Origin of the sequence: Roseovarius atlanticus (assembly GCF_019802205.1) — a bacterium.
In the GTDB taxonomy this organism is placed as follows: Bacteria; Pseudomonadota; Alphaproteobacteria; order Rhodobacterales; family Rhodobacteraceae; genus Roseovarius; species Roseovarius atlanticus_A.
In genome coordinates, this window is record NZ_JAHVHQ010000003.1 from 1713779 (window position 1) to 1733237 (window position 19459).

Below are 19459 nucleotides of genomic sequence, written 5' to 3' on the forward strand. Positions count from 1 at the left end.
GATCAGCCTTCCTTGTTATGGGCATGGATGACGGTCAGCCCATGCATCGTCAGATCTTCTCTAATTTCGTCGAACAGCAGGTCGCCCTGCGCGAAAAGCGGCGCAAGGCCACCCGTTCCGATGATCTTCATCGGCATCTCATACTCGGCCCGGATGCGGTCGCACACCCCGTTGACCAATCCCACGTACCCCCAGAACACGCCCGACTGCATGCAGTCCACCGTGTTGGTGCCGATCACCTTCTGCGGTTTCGTCACGTCGATATGAGGTAAGGCCGCCGCCGCCATGTGCAAGGCCTCGAGGCTCAGGTTGACGCCGGGGGAAATCACGCCCCCCACATAGGCCCCGTCCTCGGCCACCACGTCGAACGTGGTCGCGGTGCCGAAATCCACCACGATCAGGTTGCCGCCATAAAGGTCATAGGCCCCTGCCGCATTCACCAGCCTGTCCGGCCCCACCTGCGTGCCCTCGTCCACCCGCGGCTGGCGCGGCAGGGCGCATTCCGGCTTGCCCACCACGATGGGCCGACAGCCGAAAAAGCGGTCGGCAAAGACGCGCAGGTTGAAAACCACCCGCGGCACCGTGGACGAGATGATCACATCGGTGATGTCCAGGTCGATCTCGTAATGCTTCACCAGCGTCGAGAACCACGTGAAATAGGCATCCGCCGTCCGCGCATGGTGGGTCGAGGTGCGCAGGGTGCACAGAAACTCCGACCCATCCCAGATCGCGAATACCGTGTTGGTGTTGCCGCAGTCGATCGCCAGAAGCATGGCACCGCCCTCACTTCGCCTTAGAAAAAAACGTCCGCCGCCGGGATGACGTGGCGCGATTTGGCATCTGTTAGAACAAGATTGCCGCCCGCGTCCACCGTCTCGAACGTGCCGGTAAAGGTCTCGCGCCCGGTCCGCGCGGTGATCACCTCGCCCAGCCGCGCCGCCCGGTCCATCCAGGCCGCGCGAATGGGGGCGAACCCATACGTCACGAACTGCGCCTCGAACCGCGCATAGGCCGGCGCCAGCAGGTCCAGAAACGTCTCGGGATCGATCTCCGCCCCGGTCTCCGACAATAGCGACACGGGCCGCACTGCGCCCGGTTCGACCGCGCCCGCCTCGGGCGCGCTCTTCAGGTTCACTCCGATCCCGATGGCGAAATGGCTGAGGTCACCACCCGCCCCCGCGCTTTCCAGCAGGATCCCGGCCAGCTTCCCGCCATTCAGCAGCACGTCATTGGGCCATTTCAGCGCAAACCCCTCGGGCCGGCCTGTCGCGACCACGAACGCATCGTACAGCGCCAGCGACGCCACGAAGGACCGCAGGGCTACCTGGTCCGGGCTTTCCGTGGGCCGCATCACCAGCGTCGCCGCGAAGTTGCCCTCCGGATTGGCCCAGGGCCGCCCGCGCCGCCCCCGCGCCGCCGTCTGGTGGCGGGCCAATATCCACTCCGGCCCTTGCAGGCCGGGCGCAATCCGCGCCGCCTCGGCATTGGTGCTGTCCACCTCGTCCAGCACCCGCCGCCCGTATCCTTCTGGCCACGGCTCTTTCATTGTTCGAAAAATACTCCCGCCGGAGAGGCATCCTTGTTGCGCCATACGTTCTCACCGCGTGTCATTGGAATAGATTTTCCTTTCATCTTAATAATTTAAGGTTTCCACAGGTCCAGTAATGACCCGGGAAGTCCCACGTTAGAACGTATATAAAACGGAGGATACCATCATGGCAAAATCAAATCAGGCGGACTTTGCGACGGACTGTGCCTGTGGCTTCGATGGCAGCCTCGGGCGCATTGCATTGGAAGCGAACTGGATGACCTGGTCCACAGGCGCGGTTAGACCGAGAGGGTGCAACAAGAGAATCTTCCAGTTCTCGAACAGCGCGACTGATCGTGAATTGCTGTAACTCCAACTCGAACGCTGCAGGTCTATCCGAGGAGCAACGCAACACCGACCGACAGAACAAGCATGATAGCGAATGCGATATTGATTGCACGTCCCACGCTCGGATCTTCCAGGAAGCGGGAGAATGTGCTCCCGAATACGAGCCAGGCAGTATTCACGACCGCGGCCACGAAGGCCAACGCGATGAACTTCAAGAACGTGTCAAGCAAGAGGTGCTGGGGCGTGATCGAGTATCCGGCGTACACGGCGCCGATCGCCGCGTAGGCTTTGGGGTTGGCCACGGCAAGGCCGAGGCCCGGTAGAAACGACCCTATGACAACGCCTGAACGACCACCGGCGCCAGTTGGTGCTTGCCCGACAGGCGCCGTCGCGATCTTCCACGCGAGGTAAAGAATATAGGCCACCGCAGCAATGCGGAGGCCCACCAGCAACCAGGCCTCGGAAGACATGACCCCGGTCACGCCGGTCGCGATGATCGCCAGCACCAAGATGGTTCCAAGTATTATGCCCATGAGATACGGCAGAGCGTTCCGAAACCCGAATGCAGCGCCCAGACTCGCCAAGCTGATTGTCGCCGGCCCCGGGCTGCCCATGAGCGGCAGGGCGGCCGCGATGAGTATCAGGGTATTTCCGATCATCTTGGTTCTGGCCCTTAAGCTCTCCTTCGACTGCCGCAAAATCGCGGCCTGCCGGAGAGCATCCTCTTGAACGGTACGGTATCCAAGTCTATGACTTAAGAAAATCAAATAGATCAAAATCCAATAATTCGAGAATCGGAACCAATGCCAAGCTTTGACATGGACGCGCTCCGTACGGTCGTCGTTGGCTCGGATCTGGGAAGCTTCGCACGCGCTGCCGTGCAACTCGGCCGCTCGCAATCCGCCGTCAGCATGCACCTCAAGAAGCTGGAACAGCAGGCGGGCACAACGCTGTTCGTTCGCAAGGGACGCGGCCTCGTGCCGACCGAAGCTGGCGAGGCTTTCATCGCCTATGCCCGGCGTATTGTCGCGCTGAACGACGAAGCCGCGCTCTCGGTCGGCGCGGCGGCAGGCAAGGCCTCCGTACGGCTCGGCCTGCCGCAGGATTTCTTCGATGACGTGATGCCTGCGACACTCGGCAGGTTCGGACAGGACGTGGAAAACGTGCATGTCGACGTGCAGGCCGGGGAAAACCACAGGCTCGCCGAAGAGGTCCGTGCCGGGCGCATCGACGCCGCGATCGCCTTTTTCCGGCCCGGCAGCCCGACCGAAGGCGAAACCCTGTGCGAATGCCCCATGCACTGGCTGGCGCATCGCGATCTGCCGGAGGCCGCCGTTGCCGCCCCCCTCCCCCTCATCATGTTCAACCACCCTTGCCTGTTTCGGCAGGCCACGCTTGCCACGCTTGACCACAGCCGGACGCGCTGGCGCGCCGCGCTCACCACGCCCAGCCTGCCCGCCGTCTGGGCCGGCCTGCGCAGTGGTCTGGGCATAGCCGTGCGCACGGATCACGGCAGACCGGAGGATATCGCCTGTGTCGTCGCAGAGCTTGGCCTGCCGGAGCTGCCGAACATCGAGGTGCGCCTGTTGCGGGCGCCAAACCTGTCGCGTTTTGCCGAAAGACTTGCGCAAGTGCTGAGGGAAGAGACCCTCAGGCATCTGGACCCGGCAATTTACAGCGCGGGAGGCGTTGATCTCGTGCACCATCCTGATAGGCTCGGAACCACCTAGGGGAGTCCCGACAAGGGGCTGAGATACCGCTGGCGCTTCGGTCGCAGGATCGTTGGGCAGCGCGGTGACCCTTTGAACCTGATCCGGATCATGCCGGCGAAGGGACAGGATCGCAACGCTCTCTTGCCCTTGCCGGCCTCAGCATGACGAGGCCGCCTTGCCATCTCCATCGACAGTCCCCCGCCCGATTTCGGCGACCATCGCCGCCGTCATACGCGACAACCAGGTCCTTCTCGTTCGCCGCGCAAATCCGCCTGACGCGGGACGATGGGGATTTCCGGGAGGAAAGATCGACCACGGCGAAACACTGTTCGAGGCTGCAACAAGAGAACTGGCGGAGGAAACCGGCGTTTCCGCCGAGCCGATCCGGGTGTTCACGGCAGTTGACGCGTTTGACCTCGACCCCGCCGGCACCCTGCGCCGGCACTTCATCCTGATCGCCGTGCTGTTCCGATGGACGGCGGGAGAGCCGGTTGCAGGGGACGACGCGCTGGAGGCGCGTTGGGTCGATCTTAAAGCCCTCAAGGGAACCAGCCTCGCCCTGAGCCTCGATGTGGCCGAGGTCGCGCACGAGGCCGCCGCCTTGATGTCGGAGGTGCCGTCATGATTGCCAATGTCCTGACCATCGCGGGCACCGACCCCTCAGGCGGCGCAGGCATCCAGGCCGACATCAAGGCCATGTCCGCGCTTGGCGCCTATGCCTGTTCCGCCATCACCGCGGTGGTCGCGCAGAACACACAAGGTGTTCGCTCCTTCCAGGCGCTCGACCCCGATTTCGTCGCCGCCCAAATCGACGCGGTACTGGACGACGTGCGCGTCGACGCGGTGAAGATCGGAATGATCGCAAATGCAGGGATAGCCGAGGCCGTGGCCGACAGGCTGAGCCATCACGGGGCAGACAACATCGTGCTCGACCCGGTGATGGTCGCGAAGAGCGGCCATGCCCTGCTCGACCCTGAAGCGGTCTCGGCCGTGCGCGAGGCGCTTGTGCCGCTGGCCCGCGTCATCACCCCAAATCTGCCCGAAGCCGCCGTGTTGCTGGGCCGCGAAGACGACTGGACCGCCGAGACGATGCAGGCCGCCCTGCCCGATCTCATGGCACTTGGCTCCGATTACGTGCTGCTCAAGGGCGGGCATCTGGAGGGCGAGCACAGCACCGACCTGCTGGCCGGCCCCGAGGACACCCGGGCACTGAAGGCCCTGCGCATCACAACGACCAACGATCATGGCACCGGCTGCACCCTCTCCTCGGCCATCGCTGCGCTTCTGCCGCATCACGACATGCCCGAGGCAGTGGCCCGCGCCAAGACCTATCTGCACGCCGCGCTCGCCCAAAGCGACACGCTGGACGTGGGCCACGGTCACGGGCCGGTGCATCACTTCCATGCGCTCTGGGCGTCAGGCGCCTAGGGTGTCGCACCTGTTCCTGAGGGTGCGGGCGGCAGCCCCTGGGTCCGGCTGGCCGGATATGCCGAAACCACGGCGACGCCCTGCGCGCCTGGGCTGAAGGCCCGTGCAACGTGATCAGCCTTCAGCCCGCCGATGGCTACCGCAGGCACCACGCTGGCCGCAACCTGCGCAGCCGGCCCGTCGACGCCCACGGGGACCTTGTGGTCCAGCCTGGACGGCGTGGCAAAGACCGGCCCGGCGCCAATGTAATCGACCAGCGCCAGATTGGCGGAGGCGGCCAGCGCGGATTTCAGCGTGCGCCCCGTCTCGATCATCCGGGCGGTGTCTGCCGCCTTGTCGCGGAGGTGCCCCACCGTCGCCCCGCTCGCCACCGCGCAGAGCCCCGCGGGTGAGTGGCGGCAGGCTGCTCGTGAAAATGCAGAGTTGGCAGCGTCTGCAGCAAACACACATACCCGAATATTCAAACCCAAAGTTTCGTTCATTTCGTTATTCAGAATGATTGCGCTCGGTTAGCTTGGGTCCCGCGGAAACGGGAAACAGTCATGGCATCAGAAGAACAGATCGGCTTCATCGGCCTGGGCACCATGGGTGAACCTATGGCGCTGAACCTGCGCCGCGCCGGACAGCCCCTGATGGTCTGGAACCGGACGCCGGAGCGAACCGCCCCGTTGAGAGAGGCCGGGGCCAAGGTGGCAGCCGGTGTGGACGACCTCTTCGCCCAATGCACCACGGTGCTTCTGATGCTGGAAAACGAGGCCGCGACCGATGCCGTGCTGGGCCGCGACACCGAGGCTTTCACGCATCGTGTCGCCGGGCATTGCATCGTGTCGATGGGCACGACCTCCGCGAAATATTCCCAGGGCTTGTCACAGGATATCGCCGCCGCCGACGGACGCTTTGTCGAGGCGCCGGTCTCCGGTTCTCGAAAGCCGGCGGAAGCAGGCCAACTCGTCGGCATGCTGGCCGGACCTCCGGAGGAGGTCGAACGCCTGCGCCCCCTGCTCGCGCCGATCTGCAAACAGCTCTTCGACTGCGGCACCGTACCCGGCGCCCTGCAAATGAAACTTGCGGTCAATACCTTCCTGATCACCATGGTCACCGGCCTTGCCGAAGCCGCGCATTTCGCGGCGCGCCACGGGCTCGACATGGACCGCTTCGCCGACATCCTCAATGCCGGGCCGATGGCCAGCGACGTCTCCCGCGTGAAGATCGACAAGCTGCGCACCCAGGATTTCAGCCGTCAGGCCGGTATCTCGGACGTGCTGAAAAACAGCCGTCTGGTCTTGGAAGCTGCGAGAGCCGCCGGCACTGCCTCCCCTCTGATGAACGTCTGCGAGGCGCTTTATGCCGAAACCGAGGCCATGGGCCGCGATGAGGATGACATGATCGCGGTGGTCCAGGCTATCGAAGCACGCACCAGGCGGTCCGCTTCCTGATATACGCCTCCGGGGCAGCCGGTGACCTTGAGATTCAGATGCGAGGATTGTCCGACACGGGAGCCAGATCTGAAAAGCGCCTAAACACCCCTGCAAATATCCGATAGCAGCTTGCGGAACCATCTGAGTTCGGGATCGCGTTGCCGACGGGCATTCCAGCACATGAAGAAGTCGATCGGCTGAAAGTCGAGCGGCAGGTCATACATCTCTACCGGGAAATCTTGTACGGCGACCTCGGCCAGCCGCCGGGGCAGACCGCCGATCATGTCGGTGCCGGTCACGATTTGGGGCACCGCGTTGAAGTAGGGTACGACCATCTTCACTTTGCGGTGGAGGCCCATTTCCGACAGCCGGTCGTCCAGCCAACTGGTCGGTTTCCCAAAGAGATTTACGATAAGGTGATCGGCCGAGGTGAATCCCTCGAGCGTGCTCAGTCTGTCTTTGAGCGGGTGGTTCTCCCGCGCGATGAAAACGGCGGCTTCGCGCAGGATGCGCTCGTCTTCGATCATCGGGGCATCGGCTGGCTGCGAGGTGATCGCAAGGTCGATCTCGCCGGATTTCAGCCCGTCTTCGAAGCCGAGATACGACAGCTGCGAGACCACGAGGCGGATCCCCGGCGCGCGGTGCGCCACCTCGGCGCAAAGACGGGGCAAAAGGGTTGTCGAGCTGTAGTCGCTCACGGAAATGGAGAATGTTCCCGTGGCGTCCTGGGGCCGAAACCTTTCGGGTTCTGACAGGGTGGTTTCGAGCAATCGCAGCGCCGCGAGGACCGGCGGGGCCAGTTCCATCGCCTTTTGCGTTGGCTGATAAGCGCCATCCTTTCGCAGGAACAGCTCGTCGCCGAACGCTTCCCGAAGCCGTTTCAAGGCATGGCTCAGGGCAGGTTGACTGAGCCCGACGTGCTGTGCGGCAAGCGTTTGTTTGTGCGTTTCATAAAGGGCCGCGAAGACCTTCAGGAGGTTGAGGTCGATCGAATTTAAATTCATATATTAATGGTTAGTATACTAAATATTCATTTTCTATAACTTCCTGGATTTGCGCAGAATGGAAAGAGCGGGGCGTGGCACAGGCCTCCCGACCGGCAGCTATTCCAAGGAGGATCGTATCGTGGAGAAATCAACACCCGGACCGCAGGTCACGTCAAACAGGCAGACCATTAGCCGCCGTGGAATCCTTCAGGGGCTGTCCGCAGGTATGGCGAGCGGAGCCATCGGTCTTCACGGAACGGCAGCACGGGCCGAAGACGCGCTGGACATGGTCGGGTACACTCTTCACGGGCGCGGGCCGAAGCGGGTTATCGTGCTGCATGATTGGACCGTCGACTGCGCGGGGGACTATGGCATGGCCCTGCCGTTTTTCAGCGAAGACCTGATGACGCTGGCCCTTGTCGACGTGCGTGGCTACGGCAAGTCGAAATCCATCACGGGGGCGTATACCAGCGCCGAGATCGCGGAGGATGTGCGGCAGGTCGCGGACCGCCTGGGGTGGAACCGCTTCAGCATCGTAGGGCATTCGATGACCGGGATGGCGGTGCAGAAGGTCATGGCGGTTATGCCGGACCGTTTGGAGCGAGTGGTCGCGGCGACGCCGATACCGACGTCGGGGTTTCCGCTGGACGCGGACAGCTTCGCATTCTTCGAATCCATGGCTTTCGATGACGACGCGTTCCGGAACGGAATGCACGCCCTGACGAGCGGGCGCTACGGGCGCGGCTGGGCGGAGTTCAAGCTGGCGCAGAACCGCAGTTCAGTCGACCCCGAGGCGATGAAGGCCTATACGACCATGTGGTCGAAGGAAGATTTCTCGGCCGACGTGGCGGGGAACACGACGCCCATTCTTGTTGTTTACGGCGCGCATGACAACGAGGGGCTGAGGCAGTCGGCAACCGGCGAGGCGTTCCGGTCATGGTACCCGAAACTCACGATGCATGTCTGCCAGTCGGGCCACTATCCCATGATGGAAGCATCAGTTGACTATGCCAATGCAGTTCAGGACTTCCTAGTAGTCGAGTAAAGCAAAGTGCTTTATCGAACCGGCACGTCCCGTAGACGCTGACGCTCCTATTCGCAGACAGGCTGATACGCGCGGGACGTTTTCTCTCGCCTCCCAGGCTTGGGAAGAAGGCGATGCTCATGAACAAGGAGCGGACGCGGCGCAGCTTGCAAACCTTTGCCGCAACGACTGCGACCTGGCAAAGAGCGTGACGAAGCGGACATAGAATGTCAGAACCGGCAATCTGCTGGCGCACCCAATTGCTGCTTAACAGCGTCCAAGTCGCCAAGCACCCAAAGCCTGGAGAGCTTGCCGTCCGACAGTCCCCAAAAAGCGGCTCCCGCCCATTCAATGTTCTTGCCAGTACGACTGATTCCGAAGAATTCGGACTGATGCGTTCCTCGAAAAACCATGCGGGCAGCCGCCCTGTCATCACTGCAGACTAAGTCCTCGATGATGCAGGTATAGTTTCCGAGCGCCTTGTGGACGGCTTCAACGTATTCAAGAAAGCCGCCGATGCCGCGCTTTACAGGTCCAAGAGAACCACGAAATCTGAAATCCGTTGAAATTATCTCATGCGCCACCCGGAAGTCGCGCTTGTTCCACACGTCGTTGTAGAAACTCTCGATCAGTTTGGTTGATGTCGCTGTCATCTCTGCAAACCAAGGTCAGAAATAATCCAAAGTTCAACGTTCCCGATAAGCTCTAACGCGTCACCGCCATGACCGCGCTTCCGCCAATCATGACCCCGCCGCCAGCGTAGCCCATGCGGCGACGCGCGCGCCGACTGTCAAAAAGCCGGCCCGCGCGCTCCGCGATCAGCGCATACCCGGCCAACAGCACCACGACAACAAGGCTCGAGGTCACCGTCAGCACCGCAAGCTGCACCGGCAAGTCACCTTGCGGGTCGATGAACTGGGCAAGGAATGCCATGTAGAAGACGATCGCCTTGGGGTTCAGCACCGCGGTCACGGTTCCCGCCCAGAAGCTGCTCCAGGACGAGGCGCCCCCTGCATGGCTGACCCTCTCCGGCGCATCGCGCCGCGCCTCCAAGATCTGGCCAATGCCCAGCCACGCCAGGTAAAGGACCCCGGCCCATTTCACGATCTGGAAGAGGATCGCCGAGGCGGCGAGGATCGCTCCCACCCCGGCGAAGGACAGCCCGACAAGCACGATGCTCCCCACGACGTCGCCGAGAATGCACATCGCCGCAGCCACCCTGCCCCGCGTCAGCGCCTGCGCGATCACCAGCAGGACGCTCGGTCCGGGGATCACCGTCAGGACAACGCAGGCAATAGTATAGGCAATCCAGGTGTCCAGCGACATGGTCAATTCCCTTCGCTCTGATCCGGTCCGCGATTGGCCGACGCAGTGGTGGCAAGAAGTGCTCCGCTTCCGATCAGCACTATGCCCAGAAGATCAATGAAGCCCGGTCGATCGCCAAAGATCAAGATGCTCCAGAACAGGGCGAAGACAAGATACCCGTTATCGAACAAGCCGATGATCGGTGCGGACGCCCTCTGATACGCATAGGCGACCAAGGCGGTGATGACAGCGAGCATCACGCCCAACCCGGCCAGCAGCCCCAGATCCGCCAGCTTCAGCGCAGGCCAGACCGACAAAAGGAAGCCCGCGTCGTTTCCCTGTCCGCTCCACCACAGGCCGGCGATCAGCCCCAGGCCGCCCAGAAACAGAACAAGGTTGAGGTTCATAGCCATCGACATCGCCGGCACGGCACGGCACCGCCCCTGCGTGATCACGGCCGCGAGTGCATAGAAGAACCCGGCAAGCAACGGCAGTCCGATCATCGGCGACACCTCATCCAGGCCCGGACGCAGGATTGTCATCACGCCCGCAAGACCCAAGAGGATCGCAACACACCCGCGTCCCCCGATGCGCGTTCCGAGCAGCGTAGAAGACAGGAAAGCCATCCACATCGGCGAGGTATAATAACAGGCAGCCGCGATGGAGAACGACAACTCCGGCAGTCCGGCGTAATAGCAGCCCCACATCAGGGCGAGGCACAAACTGCGCAACCACACCCAGCCCGTGACACGGACCAGCCCGATGTTCATACGTGTGGTGAGCCGCAAGACCGCCCCGAGGCACAGCACGGCAATGCCGGATCGGACTGTCAGAACCTGCCCGAGTGACAGACCCTCGTTGTTGAGTTTCACCAGCGCGTCCGACAGCGAAAGCAGCAAGACGCCCACCGTGATCGCGGCGATGCCCGACCCAAGGCCCGGCACCCGCTGCCAAATGGATCTGAATGATGTCATGTGTGCATGCAATCACTCGCAAAACCATATTAAAAATGATAAAAGAGGAAAAATACATGAGTACAAGTCATGCAAACAGACGACATCCAACTTGCTCGGCTTCGCCCGTTCGAGGCCGCGGCCCGGCTTGAAAGCTTCACCCGTGCCGCCGAAGAGCTCGGGTTGACGCAAACCGCCGTCAGCCGCCAGATCGGCCAGCTCGAGGCAGAGCTGGGCCTGCGCCTGTTTGAACGCAGGAATCGCGCGGTGTTCCTGACCGAGGAAGGTCGCCGATTGGGACAGGTCGCTGGCGACGCTCTGGCAGCCATCCGGGCCGAGGTCGCCGCCCTTCGCGGCAGCCGCGACCCCGACACCGTCGTGTTGCGCTGCCAGCTCTGCGAGGCCTTCTACTGGCTGATGCCGCGTCTTTCGGATTTCCATGCCAGCCACCCCGAGGTGCAGCTTCAACTGGTCAGTGCGCTTGCCCCGCTTACGGAGGCCACCGAACCCTTCGACATCGCCCTGCAGACCACCGGACGCGCCTCGGGCTCGGCCCGGCTGCTCTTCACCGCGGCGGACAGTATCTTTCCGGTCTGCGCGCCCTCCCTGCTCGCGGATAACACCGCTCCGCTCTCGCCGGAAACCCTGAGCGGCCTGCCTCTCCTGTCGCATCGTGTCACGCCGCAGGACTGGTTTGACTGGCCGGAGTGGTTCGCCGCAACCGGCATTGCCCGTCCGTCCCGCTTGCGAGTGGTTTCATTCGACAGTTACCCCCTTGTGCTGCAGGCGGCGGTCACCGGCCAGGGGGTTGCCTTGGGATGGAAAAGAACGGTCAGTGACATGATAGAGGACGGCAAATTACGACCCGCTTGCGATCTGTATGTAGACAGGCCGAACGAGATTTCCGTCTTCAGGGGCACTCGGCGCTCGGATTACGCCGCTGTGGATCGCCTCATTGAATGGCTGAAAGCTGAACTGAACTGACATTCGAAGTCGGATCATGGCCCCTGCATGAGCGTTTCCGGCAACCAGGTTGCGAGACCGGAAAAGTGGAACAGCACCCCAAGCGCGACCAGTTGGATCGCTACGAAAGGCAGAATGCCTTTGTATATCTGCCCGGTCGTGATCTCCTTGGGCGCGACGCCCCGCAGATAGAACAGCGCAAAACCGAATGGCGGCGTCAGGAAAGACGTTTGCAGGTTCATCGCAAAGAGCACGCCGAGCCAGACGGGATGAATACCCGACAGCAAAAGGATCGGCGCGACGATCGGGACAACGATGAACGAGATCTCGATGAAATCGAGAAAGAACCCCAACAGGAACATGACGCCCAGCACCACGACAAGCTGCGTCTCGATCCCGCCGGGCATCGCGAGCAGGAATTGCTTGACGAGAGCGTCGCCCCCGAATCCAATGAAGACAGTCGTCAGGGCCCGGGCACCGATCAGGATCACGAAGATCATGCAGGAGATCTTCATCGTGCCCACAAGCGCCTGCCACAGGATGGAGGGCCCCTTCCCCTCGCGGGTGGTTCGCTGACGCCCGAGCGACCATGTGCTGGCCAGAACGGAGAGGGCGAAGACGCCGATCAGACAGAACACCAGGGCAATTAACCCCCATTCGAGTGCGGTTGTGTCGCTGCGGGTCGGCCGCAATTGATACAGCCCGCTGACCTGACCGATAAGCACAATCGCGATGATGACGGCAAAGGCGACAATCCCCGCGATGGCCATCCGCACGGATCCGCGCCCGCCGGTCTTGGCCGCTGCGATGAGGATCGCGATGACCGCGCCGATCGCGGCCGCCTCTGTGGGGGTGGCGACGCCCAGCAGGATCGAGCCAAGCACCGCGAGGATCAGCATGAGCGGCGGCATCAGCGAGCGGAAGACATCCGACAGCAGATCGGGATCTGTTTCACCACGGTCCCGGGCGGCCGGAGCCGCCACCGGACGCAGCCAGGCGACCAGCAGAACATAGGCGATATACATTCCCACCAACATGACACCCGGAAGGAACGCGCCGGCGAACAGCTCGGAGACGGAAACGGAATGCAGGTTTTCGCAGGGGCTCCACTGCGAGACGCGTTCACATGCGAAGGCGGGATCGCGGGTGGCCTTGTCATACGCGGCCTGCATCTGATCGCCCAGAATGATCAGCACCATCGACGGCGGGATGATCTGCCCCAGCGTTCCGGAGGCACAGATCGTTCCCGTGGCCAGACTGGGACTGTAGCCTGCCCGCATCATGGCCGGCAGCGACAACAGCCCCATGGTCACCACCGTTGCCCCCACGATGCCGGTCGACGCGGCAAGCAGCGCCCCGACGACGCACACCGAAACCGCCAGCCCACCGCGCATTGATCCGAACAGCCGGCCCATCGTGGTCAACAGCTGCTCCGCGACCTGTGAACGCTCGAGTATCAGCCCCATCAGCGTAAACAGCGGGATCGCGAGCATGGTGCGGTTGCCCATGATTCCGAACACCTGTTGATGGACACCGCCGAGAATACGTTCGTCAAGAACCCCGAACCATATCCCGACATAGGCCACGACAACCGACACGCCGCCCAGCACGAAGGCAACCGGGAAGCCAGTCAGCAGAACACAGAGCAGCGCGCCGACAAGCAGCGCCAGCATGATTTCCGGACCCATGGTCAGCCTCGCCGGGATTGTGGTTGATAAGACGGTCTGACCAGCACGGCCAGGAACCAGCAGACCGCACCCGCCGCCAGCAGCCGGGTGATCCAGACGCCGAGCCAATAGACCGTAAAGCGCCATGCGGGCTCGGGCTGGGTCCAGTCGGGGACAGGCGCCCAGCCACAGGCGACGGCAAACAGCCAGAGACTGAACAGAAGCAGGATCGCCGCCCAGACCCGTTCGAGACGCCGCTTCCGCCGTCCAAACCGAAGCGAAAGAGCGACGGAATTGGCCACCGCCTGCAACGCCATGGACAGCGCAAAGAGCGGCAGCATGGTTTGCCAGAGATAGACCATAGGCAACCCGCCGTCGATCGAACCTTCGGCATTCGACCACGCCATGTCGATACTCCGGTTCGATTTCAGCACGATCAGCAGCATCAGCGGCAATGCGAGGCACAAGTTCCCGAAGATGTCGACAAGGGCCTGGCGGGCCGGCGGCAGCCCTGCATAGAAGATATCGACGCGGACGTGGCCGTCCCCGATATATGTCAGCGCCGCCCCGAACAGGAAGATCGCCGAAAAGAGGTAGAGCAGCGCCTCCTCGTAATAGATCATGTTCCAGCCCAGCAAAGAGCTATACCCGAAACAGTATCGGTTGAGGACAATGACGACCTGAAGAAAGACCAGGGCAAGGCAAAGCCAGGCCGCGAAGTGACCCAGCAGCGTATTCGCGCGGGTCACGATATTGGTGAAGTGTTGCATTGCTTTTCCCGTCAGGGAGCAGGGGCGCTGCCGCCCGCCCTCCCCTCAAGCGACCGAGGATCTCAGATATCGAAGAGCCGGTTACGCTGTTCCAGAAAGACGCGATCGGATTGCTCCAGCCAGCTTGCCGTCTTCGCCATCGACTCCCTGTAGCTGGAATAGGTTTTGGCGAATGTCTCGTCCGAGGCAGCGTTCTCTTCGAAAATCTCCCGGGAGGCCCTGCCCAGTCCCTCCCACACATCTTCCGGAAAGCTCCGAATCTCGACCCCTTCGGAGACGATCCGGTCGAGGAATGCGCCATTGTTGGCGAGGTAGTCGGTATAGGAGCGGGCATCCGCCGCTGCCGCGCATGTTGCGATCAGCGCCTGATCTGCAGGCGACATATCGTCGTACAAGCGCTTGTTCACGCCAAGGCTCAGGCTCAGCGCGGGTTCGTGAAATCCGGCTAGGTAATAGTAGGTCGCCAGTTTGTGCAGGCCGAAGGCATAGTCGTTCCAGGGCCCGACCCATTCCGTCGCGTCGATTGTGCCGGCTTGCAGCGCCGGCGCAATTTCACCGCCGGCCAGCGTGACGGCATTCGCCCCCAACCGGCGCATCACATCGCCGCCAAGGCCCGGCATCCGGATGTTCAGCCCCTTAAGGTCGTCCAGCGAATTGATTTCCTTGTTGAACCAACCGCCGGACTGGCCCCCGGTATTGCCGCAGGAAAACGGTTTGATGCCGAATTCGGCCGAGATCCCGTCCCACAACTGCTGGCCACCGTCGTTCCTGATCCAGGTGGCGTATTCTTCAGGGGTCATGCCGAAGGGGACCGTTGCAAAAAACGCCAGCGCCTTCGATTTGCCCAGGTAGTAGTAGTCGGCCGAGTGATAAAGATCCGCCGTCCCGTCCGCCACAGCGTCCATCGCCTTGAGCCCCGGCGCGATTTCCCCGGCACCATGAACTGTCACGGTCAGGCGTCCGCCGGTGGCGGCGCTCAGGAGTTCCGCAAAATCATCGGAGGCCGTACCAAGCCCCGGAAACCCCTTGGGCCAAGACGTTGTCATGATCAGGTTGCGGTTTCCCTGTGCGATTGCAGGGGCTGGCAATGCCGATGCACCTGCCGTCAATGCTGCCGAGCCGGATAGAAAATGTCTGCGTTTCATGGTTTCCTCCCGTGGTTTTATCGGAAGGTGTCTATTGGTCGGCCGCTGGAGACGCTATTGGCGAAAGACTGCAAGACCGATGCAGATAATACCTAGATACCCACATGGATCTGTCGCCTCAGAGCGCCGCAATCAGGCCGGCCCGGATGGCCAGGGACACGCATTCGCTCGCCGATCTCGCGCCCAATTTGCGCTTGAGGTTCCGGCGATGGGCGTCGACTGTTCGAATGGACACGCCCAGCTTCCAGGCGATGCGCTTGCTGGGTTCGCCTGCCGCGATTTGCCGAAGGACCTCAAGCTCGCGCCCGGTCAGTTGCGGGCCGCCTTCGCCGAGGTTCTGCACCTGTCGCCCCTGCGCAAGTGCGACGGCGATATCTCTGGGAAGATAGGTTCCGTCGTGGCGCACCGCGCGGATCGCTGCGACCAGCTCGTCCGGCATGGCCGCCTTCAGGACATAGCCCAGGGCGCCCGAATCCAGCGCCCGGCGCACGTATTCGACACCTCGATGCATGGAAAACATCAAGATGCGCGCATCTGCCCGGCGTTCGAGTATCATGGGAATCGCCTCGATGCCGGTGATGTCCGGAAGGTTTACATCGAGAACGATCACGTCGCAGGTCTCCAGCTGGGGAAGACCCAGTAGCTCCGACGCCGTGCACGCCACGGCAGAGACTTCAACGCCCTCCTCCTCTTCGATACACACCCGCATCCCCTTGAGAACCGTCGGGTGATCGTCCACCAGGATTACCGAAATCTTGAGACCCATCGCGCCGCCGCCCTTTCCAGAAAACCCGCCTGTTTCGCTTTCGTGCCTCTGGCCGCGCGCGTCGGCATGACAGCCCGCAGAACCGTCCCGCCCCGCTCCCTGCCCCGAACGGATAGCGCCCCCGAGAAAGCGCCAAGACGCTCCTCCATGTTGCGCAGGCCCAGGCCTCCGTACCCGGTCCCGCCCGGTCCCTCCCTCGCATCGATACCGGCGCCGTTGTCGCGCACCTCCAACACCACCTCGGAAGAAGTGCGCTCCAGCCGTATCTCCACCTGCGTGGCCGACGCGTGCCGCTGAATGTTCGTGAGCGCCTCCTGGGCGATGCGATAGAGCGCAGATTTCTGGTCCTGGCTGATCGCGTCGTTGACCGGCAGGGCAGAAACATGGACCGGCACCCGGGTCGTCTTGGCGAACCTCTCGCCCAAAGACCGGATCGCCGCGGCAAGCCCCAGGTCGTCAAGATCCTTGGGGCGCAAATCGGCAGAGATGCGATGGACCTCCTCGATGGCGTCGTCGATAAGCGCAAACCCCTCGCCCAGGTTCCCGGCAGTCCCGTCCTGCGCGACCGGCATCCGGGACCGCGCATGGCCGAGCGCGAACTTTGCCGAGACGAGAAGCTGCGAAATCCCGCCATGGAGATCGCGGGACACGCGGGCACGTTCCTCTTCTTGCGCATCCACCATCCGGTTGTAGAGATGCCGCAACGCCGTGTTGGCGAAGCTGGTCTCGCGGTAGGCCAGTCCGGACACGAGCAGCCCCACCCCGGTGACGCTCGCGGCGACGATCAACGAGATCACGATAAAAATCGCCCTCACGCGGTCCTCCACATCCGATCGCAACGCCGCCACCAGCTCTTCGATTTCGTCGATGTAAACGCCCGTCCCCAGCATCCAGCCGAAGCGTTCGATCGAGACCGCGTAGCTGATCTTTCTGGCCCGCTTTCCGGTCGTGGGCCGTTCCCAATAATACTGCACGAACCCGCCCCCGGCCCTGGCCGCCGCGATCAGGTCGCGGATCAGATAAACGCCGTCTTTGTCGCGGACACTCAGCCAGTTCTCGCCCTCGCGCCACGACTGCCGAGGATGCATGATACTGACGCCGTTCATATCGTAGATGAAGAAATACCCATCCTCGGTGAAGCTTATCCTCCCGAGCAGGGATTTTACCTCGTCGGCGATCTTGGCTTCGGTCGCCGCGTCTCCCATCCTGGATGCCAGCGCCGGCGCAACCGACGTAAGCGCGATTTCGATATAGTTTTTCAACTCCTGCTTCTTGGTGGACAAGACCCGCTCGTGAAGCGCTACCACTTGCCGGTCGACAAGCAGGCGGGCCTGGCTCTGGACAAGCAGAATGACGGCCACCAGAACCAGGCACATGGGCAGTATGCTCAGAGCAAGGACTTTGAATTTAAAGTACAAATCTCTCCTCAAACTCGTCTAAGTTGGTTGGCCGCAGAACGGGCTAGATGAAACATCAACATGGTGTGAATAATTCCGCGGATGGACGGAAGCATGGATCGCCTCGCGCCTCCTGCCCCAATTGCGGCTCTTGGAGCTTAGAATAGTGACGCCTCGATCATCACAAAAACAAATTATTCAAATGTCTGGATTTCGAAAAACCAAACTGAATCTCGCGGTCTCACCCGTCCAAGGGCATCGGCGCCACGCCCTTTTCGCAGCCGGGATGTTGCCACGCAGATGCTCGGCGAAAGACAAGCGCTCTATCTCTTCACGCGCGGTTCGCAGACGCGCCGGGTCCAGGAACCTTGGGAACGGGAAAGTCCGCTAGGCGCAATAGAGAGGCGCCGATCGACAAACCGCTGAGTTCCAATTTGCGTACCTTCCTTGAGACCGGGGAGTGACGCGAAGGCGCGCGGACTTGGGGCAATCCCGCCAAGGGTCGCGCGCCTTTGAAGTGCTAAGTGCCCCGCCGGAAGGCGCGGCAAATGCTGCAGGATAGTTTTACGGCCCGCCCGTCGCGCTGTGTCCCGCAATCCTGCCGAACACGATAGACCGGAGCACAGAACTCGCCCCTGTATAGACGCCGTGATAGAAACCCATCACTTCACCCGCCCCATACAATCCTGGCACAGGCCGGCCATCGCCATCCACCACGCGCGCCTCTTTCGAGACCTTCAACCCGCCGAAGGTGAAGCAGTTTCCGCAGATGATCGGATATGCCAGGAACGGGCCTTTTTCGATCGGTCTTGCCCAGTTGGATTTGGCGGGCTGCAAAGAGATGTCGGTCGCCAGACCGTCAGGCTGCAGCGGATCGAACGTCGTGCCGGTGCAGGATCGATTATAGGCCGCAACCGTTTCTTCCAGTGTCGCTACGTCCAGGTCCAGCTTGGAGGCCAATTCGGCTATGGTCTTAGCCTGAACCGGGGGTTGATCTGTCCGAACCGACCGCTTCCAGTTAGGCACATCGTCGATTGAAGAGTCGAGGATCGCGTAGGCAATGCCGTCTGGCTGTTCGAAGATCTGTCGCGAGATCGCTTCATAGGTCGCGTCCACGGATCCCGGCGCTTCGTTGGTGAAACGGCGTGCGTCCCGGTTCACCATGATACCATAGTTGAAAACGAGGATTATCGGTTCCGGTTCGTCCGATCGGGGGTCGATCGGCTCGGCGTGGAACCGGGTAAAGTCTCCCCCAGCCGCCGCGCCGGCGGTCAGCCCCATCACGATCCCTTCGCCGCGATCGTAATAACCGCCTCGCGCCACTGGGCGGGTATAACGCGCCTGAGGCCCGATATATCGCGCCAGCATCTCGGGATTGCCCTGGAACCCTCCGCTGGCAAGGATCGTCGACTTGGCCGTCACACGCAGCGGTCCCGCGTCCGTGGTTGCCAAGATGCCATTGATCCTGCCACACGCATCGCGCGTGAGGTCCTTAGCAGTGGTCTGATACATGATCCGACCGCCCTTGCATTCAAAGTATTCCGCAAGGGCGTTGATGATGGCCAAGCCACCACCGATCGGCACGATCCGGGAGGTGCTGGTGGTCAGGAAGTATCCCGGCATCTCCGAGAATTTCACCCCGATGTTCTCCAGCCATTGCAGTGCATCTGGGGAACCGTCGGCCAACGTCGTGATCAGTTCGGGATCAGTGAATGCATGCGCTCTGACGTGCGAAGGCCAGTCTTGATAGGCTTGGGTCGTGGCCTGGATGACCTCTGGCAGCAGGTGATGCCCGGCGTTCTCGGCAAGATGCTCCTCAAGGTCGTCGGCGACGTCTTCAACGGATTTCATCCTCAGGTTGGCCTCTGTCCAGCGGGAATTTCCACCGCGTTCGTCGCGATCCGACCGTTCAAGCACGACCACGCGCGCGCCCGCCTCGACGGCTGTAACCGCGGCGCACAGGCCGGCGATCCCACAGCCAACGACGACGACGTCCGTTTCTATCTGCTCAATCTGCATGATGTCTCCTCAAAGCGAGAGTGTCGTCAC

Annotated in this window: 20 protein-coding genes and 1 riboswitch; of the genes, 6 read left to right on the top strand and 14 right to left on the bottom strand. The window is 62.0% G+C overall.

Annotated elements, in window-relative coordinates:
* Positions 1-2: 2 nt before the first annotated feature.
* From KUV49_RS14290 to KUV49_RS14300, 3 genes are all read right to left on the bottom strand, one after another.
* Positions 3-773, bottom strand: a complete 771-nt coding sequence (locus KUV49_RS14290) for a type III pantothenate kinase (RefSeq protein WP_222450527.1) — start codon at positions 771-773, stop codon at positions 3-5.
* A 20-nt stretch (positions 774-793) separates the two neighbouring features.
* Positions 794-1546 carry a biotin--[acetyl-CoA-carboxylase] ligase gene (locus KUV49_RS14295; protein ID WP_222450528.1) on the bottom strand — a complete coding sequence of 251 codons (753 nt, stop codon included), beginning with the start codon at positions 1544-1546 and terminating at the stop codon, positions 794-796.
* A gap of 374 nt (positions 1547-1920) precedes the next feature.
* On the bottom strand, positions 1921-2535 hold the full coding sequence (locus KUV49_RS14300; protein ID WP_222450529.1) for a LysE family translocator: 615 nt from the start codon (positions 2533-2535) through the stop codon (positions 1921-1923).
* 159 nt (positions 2536-2694) lie between these two features.
* On the opposite strand from KUV49_RS14300, the gene KUV49_RS14305 reads away from it, so the two are divergent.
* From KUV49_RS14305 to thiD, 3 genes are all read left to right on the top strand, one after another.
* A complete protein-coding gene (locus KUV49_RS14305) occupies positions 2695-3606 on the top strand; it encodes a LysR substrate-binding domain-containing protein (protein WP_222450530.1) in 912 nt (303 codons plus the stop codon).
* Positions 3595-3729: riboswitch (TPP riboswitch) on the top strand. (Overlaps the previous gene by 12 nt.)
* A gap of 34 nt (positions 3730-3763) precedes the next feature.
* Complete coding sequence (locus KUV49_RS14310) at positions 3764-4213, top strand: NUDIX hydrolase (RefSeq protein WP_222450531.1); 450 nt, start codon at positions 3764-3766, stop codon at positions 4211-4213.
* Positions 4210-5016 carry a bifunctional hydroxymethylpyrimidine kinase/phosphomethylpyrimidine kinase gene (gene thiD, locus KUV49_RS14315; RefSeq protein WP_222450532.1) on the top strand — a complete coding sequence of 269 codons (807 nt, stop codon included), beginning with the start codon at positions 4210-4212 and terminating at the stop codon, positions 5014-5016. Before KUV49_RS14310 ends, thiD begins: the two co-directional genes overlap by 4 nt.
* Here the strand turns inward: thiD and KUV49_RS21535 are convergent.
* Positions 5013-5369 carry a thiamine phosphate synthase gene (locus KUV49_RS21535; RefSeq protein ID WP_315899514.1) on the bottom strand — a complete coding sequence of 119 codons (357 nt, stop codon included), beginning with the start codon at positions 5367-5369 and terminating at the stop codon, positions 5013-5015. The two genes, thiD and KUV49_RS21535, sit on opposite strands and share 4 nt — an antisense overlap.
* A gap of 135 nt (positions 5370-5504) precedes the next feature.
* Here KUV49_RS21535 and KUV49_RS21675 point away from each other — a divergent pair, with 135 nt between their 5' ends.
* On the top strand, positions 5505-6452 hold the full coding sequence (locus tag KUV49_RS21675; RefSeq protein ID WP_315899531.1) for an NAD(P)-dependent oxidoreductase: 948 nt from the start codon (positions 5505-5507) through the stop codon (positions 6450-6452).
* An 80-nt stretch (positions 6453-6532) separates the two neighbouring features.
* On the opposite strand, the gene KUV49_RS14330 is transcribed toward KUV49_RS21675, so the two are convergent.
* Positions 6533-7438, bottom strand: coding sequence for a LysR family transcriptional regulator (locus KUV49_RS14330; RefSeq protein ID WP_222450534.1), 906 nt, complete (start codon positions 7436-7438; stop codon positions 6533-6535).
* A gap of 208 nt (positions 7439-7646) precedes the next feature.
* Here KUV49_RS14330 and KUV49_RS14335 point away from each other — a divergent pair, with 208 nt between their 5' ends.
* On the top strand, positions 7647-8465 hold the full coding sequence (locus KUV49_RS14335; protein ID WP_222450535.1) for an alpha/beta fold hydrolase: 819 nt from the start codon (positions 7647-7649) through the stop codon (positions 8463-8465).
* Between the two features lie 209 nt (positions 8466-8674).
* On the opposite strand, the gene KUV49_RS14340 is transcribed toward KUV49_RS14335, so the two are convergent.
* From KUV49_RS14340 to KUV49_RS14350, 3 genes are read right to left on the bottom strand one after another with little or no spacing between them, the layout of a single operon-like run.
* Positions 8675-9097 (bottom strand): ester cyclase, encoded by a 423-nt coding sequence (locus KUV49_RS14340; protein ID WP_222450536.1) that lies wholly within the window; start codon positions 9095-9097, stop codon positions 8675-8677.
* A 52-nt stretch (positions 9098-9149) separates the two neighbouring features.
* A complete protein-coding gene (locus KUV49_RS14345) occupies positions 9150-9770 on the bottom strand; it encodes a LysE family translocator (RefSeq protein WP_222450537.1) in 621 nt (206 codons plus the stop codon).
* 2 nt (positions 9771-9772) lie between these two features.
* Positions 9773-10723, bottom strand: coding sequence for a DMT family transporter (locus KUV49_RS14350; RefSeq protein WP_222451014.1), 951 nt, complete (start codon positions 10721-10723; stop codon positions 9773-9775).
* Positions 10724-10792: 69 nt separating this feature from the next.
* Here KUV49_RS14350 and KUV49_RS14355 point away from each other — a divergent pair, with 69 nt between their 5' ends.
* Positions 10793-11686, top strand: coding sequence for a LysR substrate-binding domain-containing protein (locus KUV49_RS14355; protein WP_222450538.1), 894 nt, complete (start codon positions 10793-10795; stop codon positions 11684-11686).
* Positions 11687-11700: 14 nt separating this feature from the next.
* Here KUV49_RS14355 and KUV49_RS14360 read toward each other — a convergent pair whose 3' ends face one another.
* From KUV49_RS14360 to tcuA, 6 genes are all read right to left on the bottom strand, one after another.
* Positions 11701-13353, bottom strand: a complete 1653-nt coding sequence (locus KUV49_RS14360; RefSeq protein ID WP_222450539.1) for a TRAP transporter large permease subunit — start codon at positions 13351-13353, stop codon at positions 11701-11703.
* Positions 13354-13355: 2 nt separating this feature from the next.
* Positions 13356-14102, bottom strand: coding sequence for a TRAP transporter small permease subunit (locus KUV49_RS14365; RefSeq protein WP_222450540.1), 747 nt, complete (start codon positions 14100-14102; stop codon positions 13356-13358).
* A 62-nt stretch (positions 14103-14164) separates the two neighbouring features.
* Positions 14165-15148 (bottom strand): TRAP transporter substrate-binding protein, encoded by a 984-nt coding sequence (locus KUV49_RS14370; RefSeq protein WP_222450541.1) that lies wholly within the window; start codon positions 15146-15148, stop codon positions 14165-14167.
* A gap of 217 nt (positions 15149-15365) precedes the next feature.
* A complete protein-coding gene (locus KUV49_RS14375) occupies positions 15366-16013 on the bottom strand; it encodes a response regulator transcription factor (RefSeq protein WP_222483201.1) in 648 nt (215 codons plus the stop codon).
* Positions 15992-17389 carry a cache domain-containing protein gene (locus KUV49_RS14380; protein ID WP_222450543.1) on the bottom strand — a complete coding sequence of 466 codons (1398 nt, stop codon included), beginning with the start codon at positions 17387-17389 and terminating at the stop codon, positions 15992-15994. The genes KUV49_RS14375 and KUV49_RS14380 overlap by 22 nt, the downstream gene beginning before the upstream one ends.
* Before the next feature lie 585 nt (positions 17390-17974).
* A complete protein-coding gene (gene tcuA, locus KUV49_RS14385) occupies positions 17975-19429 on the bottom strand; it encodes an FAD-dependent tricarballylate dehydrogenase TcuA (RefSeq protein WP_222450544.1) in 1455 nt (484 codons plus the stop codon).
* Positions 19430-19459: the final 30 nt, after the last annotated feature.

What these genes read in the sequence shown, in the direction of transcription:
- KUV49_RS14290 (WP_222450527.1), bottom strand. Translation starts at nt 773, where the DNA reads ATGCTTCTGGCGATCGACTGCGGCAACACCAACACGGTATTCGCGATC.
- KUV49_RS14295 (WP_222450528.1), bottom strand. Translation starts at nt 1,546, where the DNA reads ATGAAAGAGCCGTGGCCAGAAGGATACGGGCGGCGGGTGCTGGACGAG.
- KUV49_RS14300 (WP_222450529.1), bottom strand. Translation starts at nt 2,535, where the DNA reads ATGATCGGAAATACCCTGATACTCATCGCGGCCGCCCTGCCGCTCATG.
- KUV49_RS14305 (WP_222450530.1), top strand. Translation starts at nt 2,695, where the DNA reads ATGGACGCGCTCCGTACGGTCGTCGTTGGCTCGGATCTGGGAAGCTTC.
- thiD (WP_222450532.1), top strand. Translation starts at nt 4,210, where the DNA reads ATGATTGCCAATGTCCTGACCATCGCGGGCACCGACCCCTCAGGCGGC.
- KUV49_RS14330 (WP_222450534.1), bottom strand. Translation starts at nt 7,438, where the DNA reads ATGAATTTAAATTCGATCGACCTCAACCTCCTGAAGGTCTTCGCGGCC.
- KUV49_RS14335 (WP_222450535.1), top strand. Translation starts at nt 7,647, where the DNA reads ATGGCGAGCGGAGCCATCGGTCTTCACGGAACGGCAGCACGGGCCGAA.
- KUV49_RS14340 (WP_222450536.1), bottom strand. Translation starts at nt 9,097, where the DNA reads ATGACAGCGACATCAACCAAACTGATCGAGAGTTTCTACAACGACGTG.
- KUV49_RS14345 (WP_222450537.1), bottom strand. Translation starts at nt 9,770, where the DNA reads ATGTCGCTGGACACCTGGATTGCCTATACTATTGCCTGCGTTGTCCTG.
- KUV49_RS14350 (WP_222451014.1), bottom strand. Translation starts at nt 10,723, where the DNA reads ATGACATCATTCAGATCCATTTGGCAGCGGGTGCCGGGCCTTGGGTCG.
- KUV49_RS14355 (WP_222450538.1), top strand. Translation starts at nt 10,793, where the DNA reads ATGCAAACAGACGACATCCAACTTGCTCGGCTTCGCCCGTTCGAGGCC.
- KUV49_RS14360 (WP_222450539.1), bottom strand. Translation starts at nt 13,353, where the DNA reads ATGGGTCCGGAAATCATGCTGGCGCTGCTTGTCGGCGCGCTGCTCTGT.
- KUV49_RS14365 (WP_222450540.1), bottom strand. Translation starts at nt 14,102, where the DNA reads ATGCAACACTTCACCAATATCGTGACCCGCGCGAATACGCTGCTGGGT.
- KUV49_RS14370 (WP_222450541.1), bottom strand. Translation starts at nt 15,148, where the DNA reads ATGACAACGTCTTGGCCCAAGGGGTTTCCGGGGCTTGGTACGGCCTCC.
- KUV49_RS14375 (WP_222483201.1), bottom strand. Translation starts at nt 16,013, where the DNA reads ATGGGTCTCAAGATTTCGGTAATCCTGGTGGACGATCACCCGACGGTT.
- KUV49_RS14380 (WP_222450543.1), bottom strand. Translation starts at nt 17,389, where the DNA reads ATGTGCCTGGTTCTGGTGGCCGTCATTCTGCTTGTCCAGAGCCAGGCC.
- tcuA (WP_222450544.1), bottom strand. Translation starts at nt 19,429, where the DNA reads ATGCAGATTGAGCAGATAGAAACGGACGTCGTCGTCGTTGGCTGTGGG.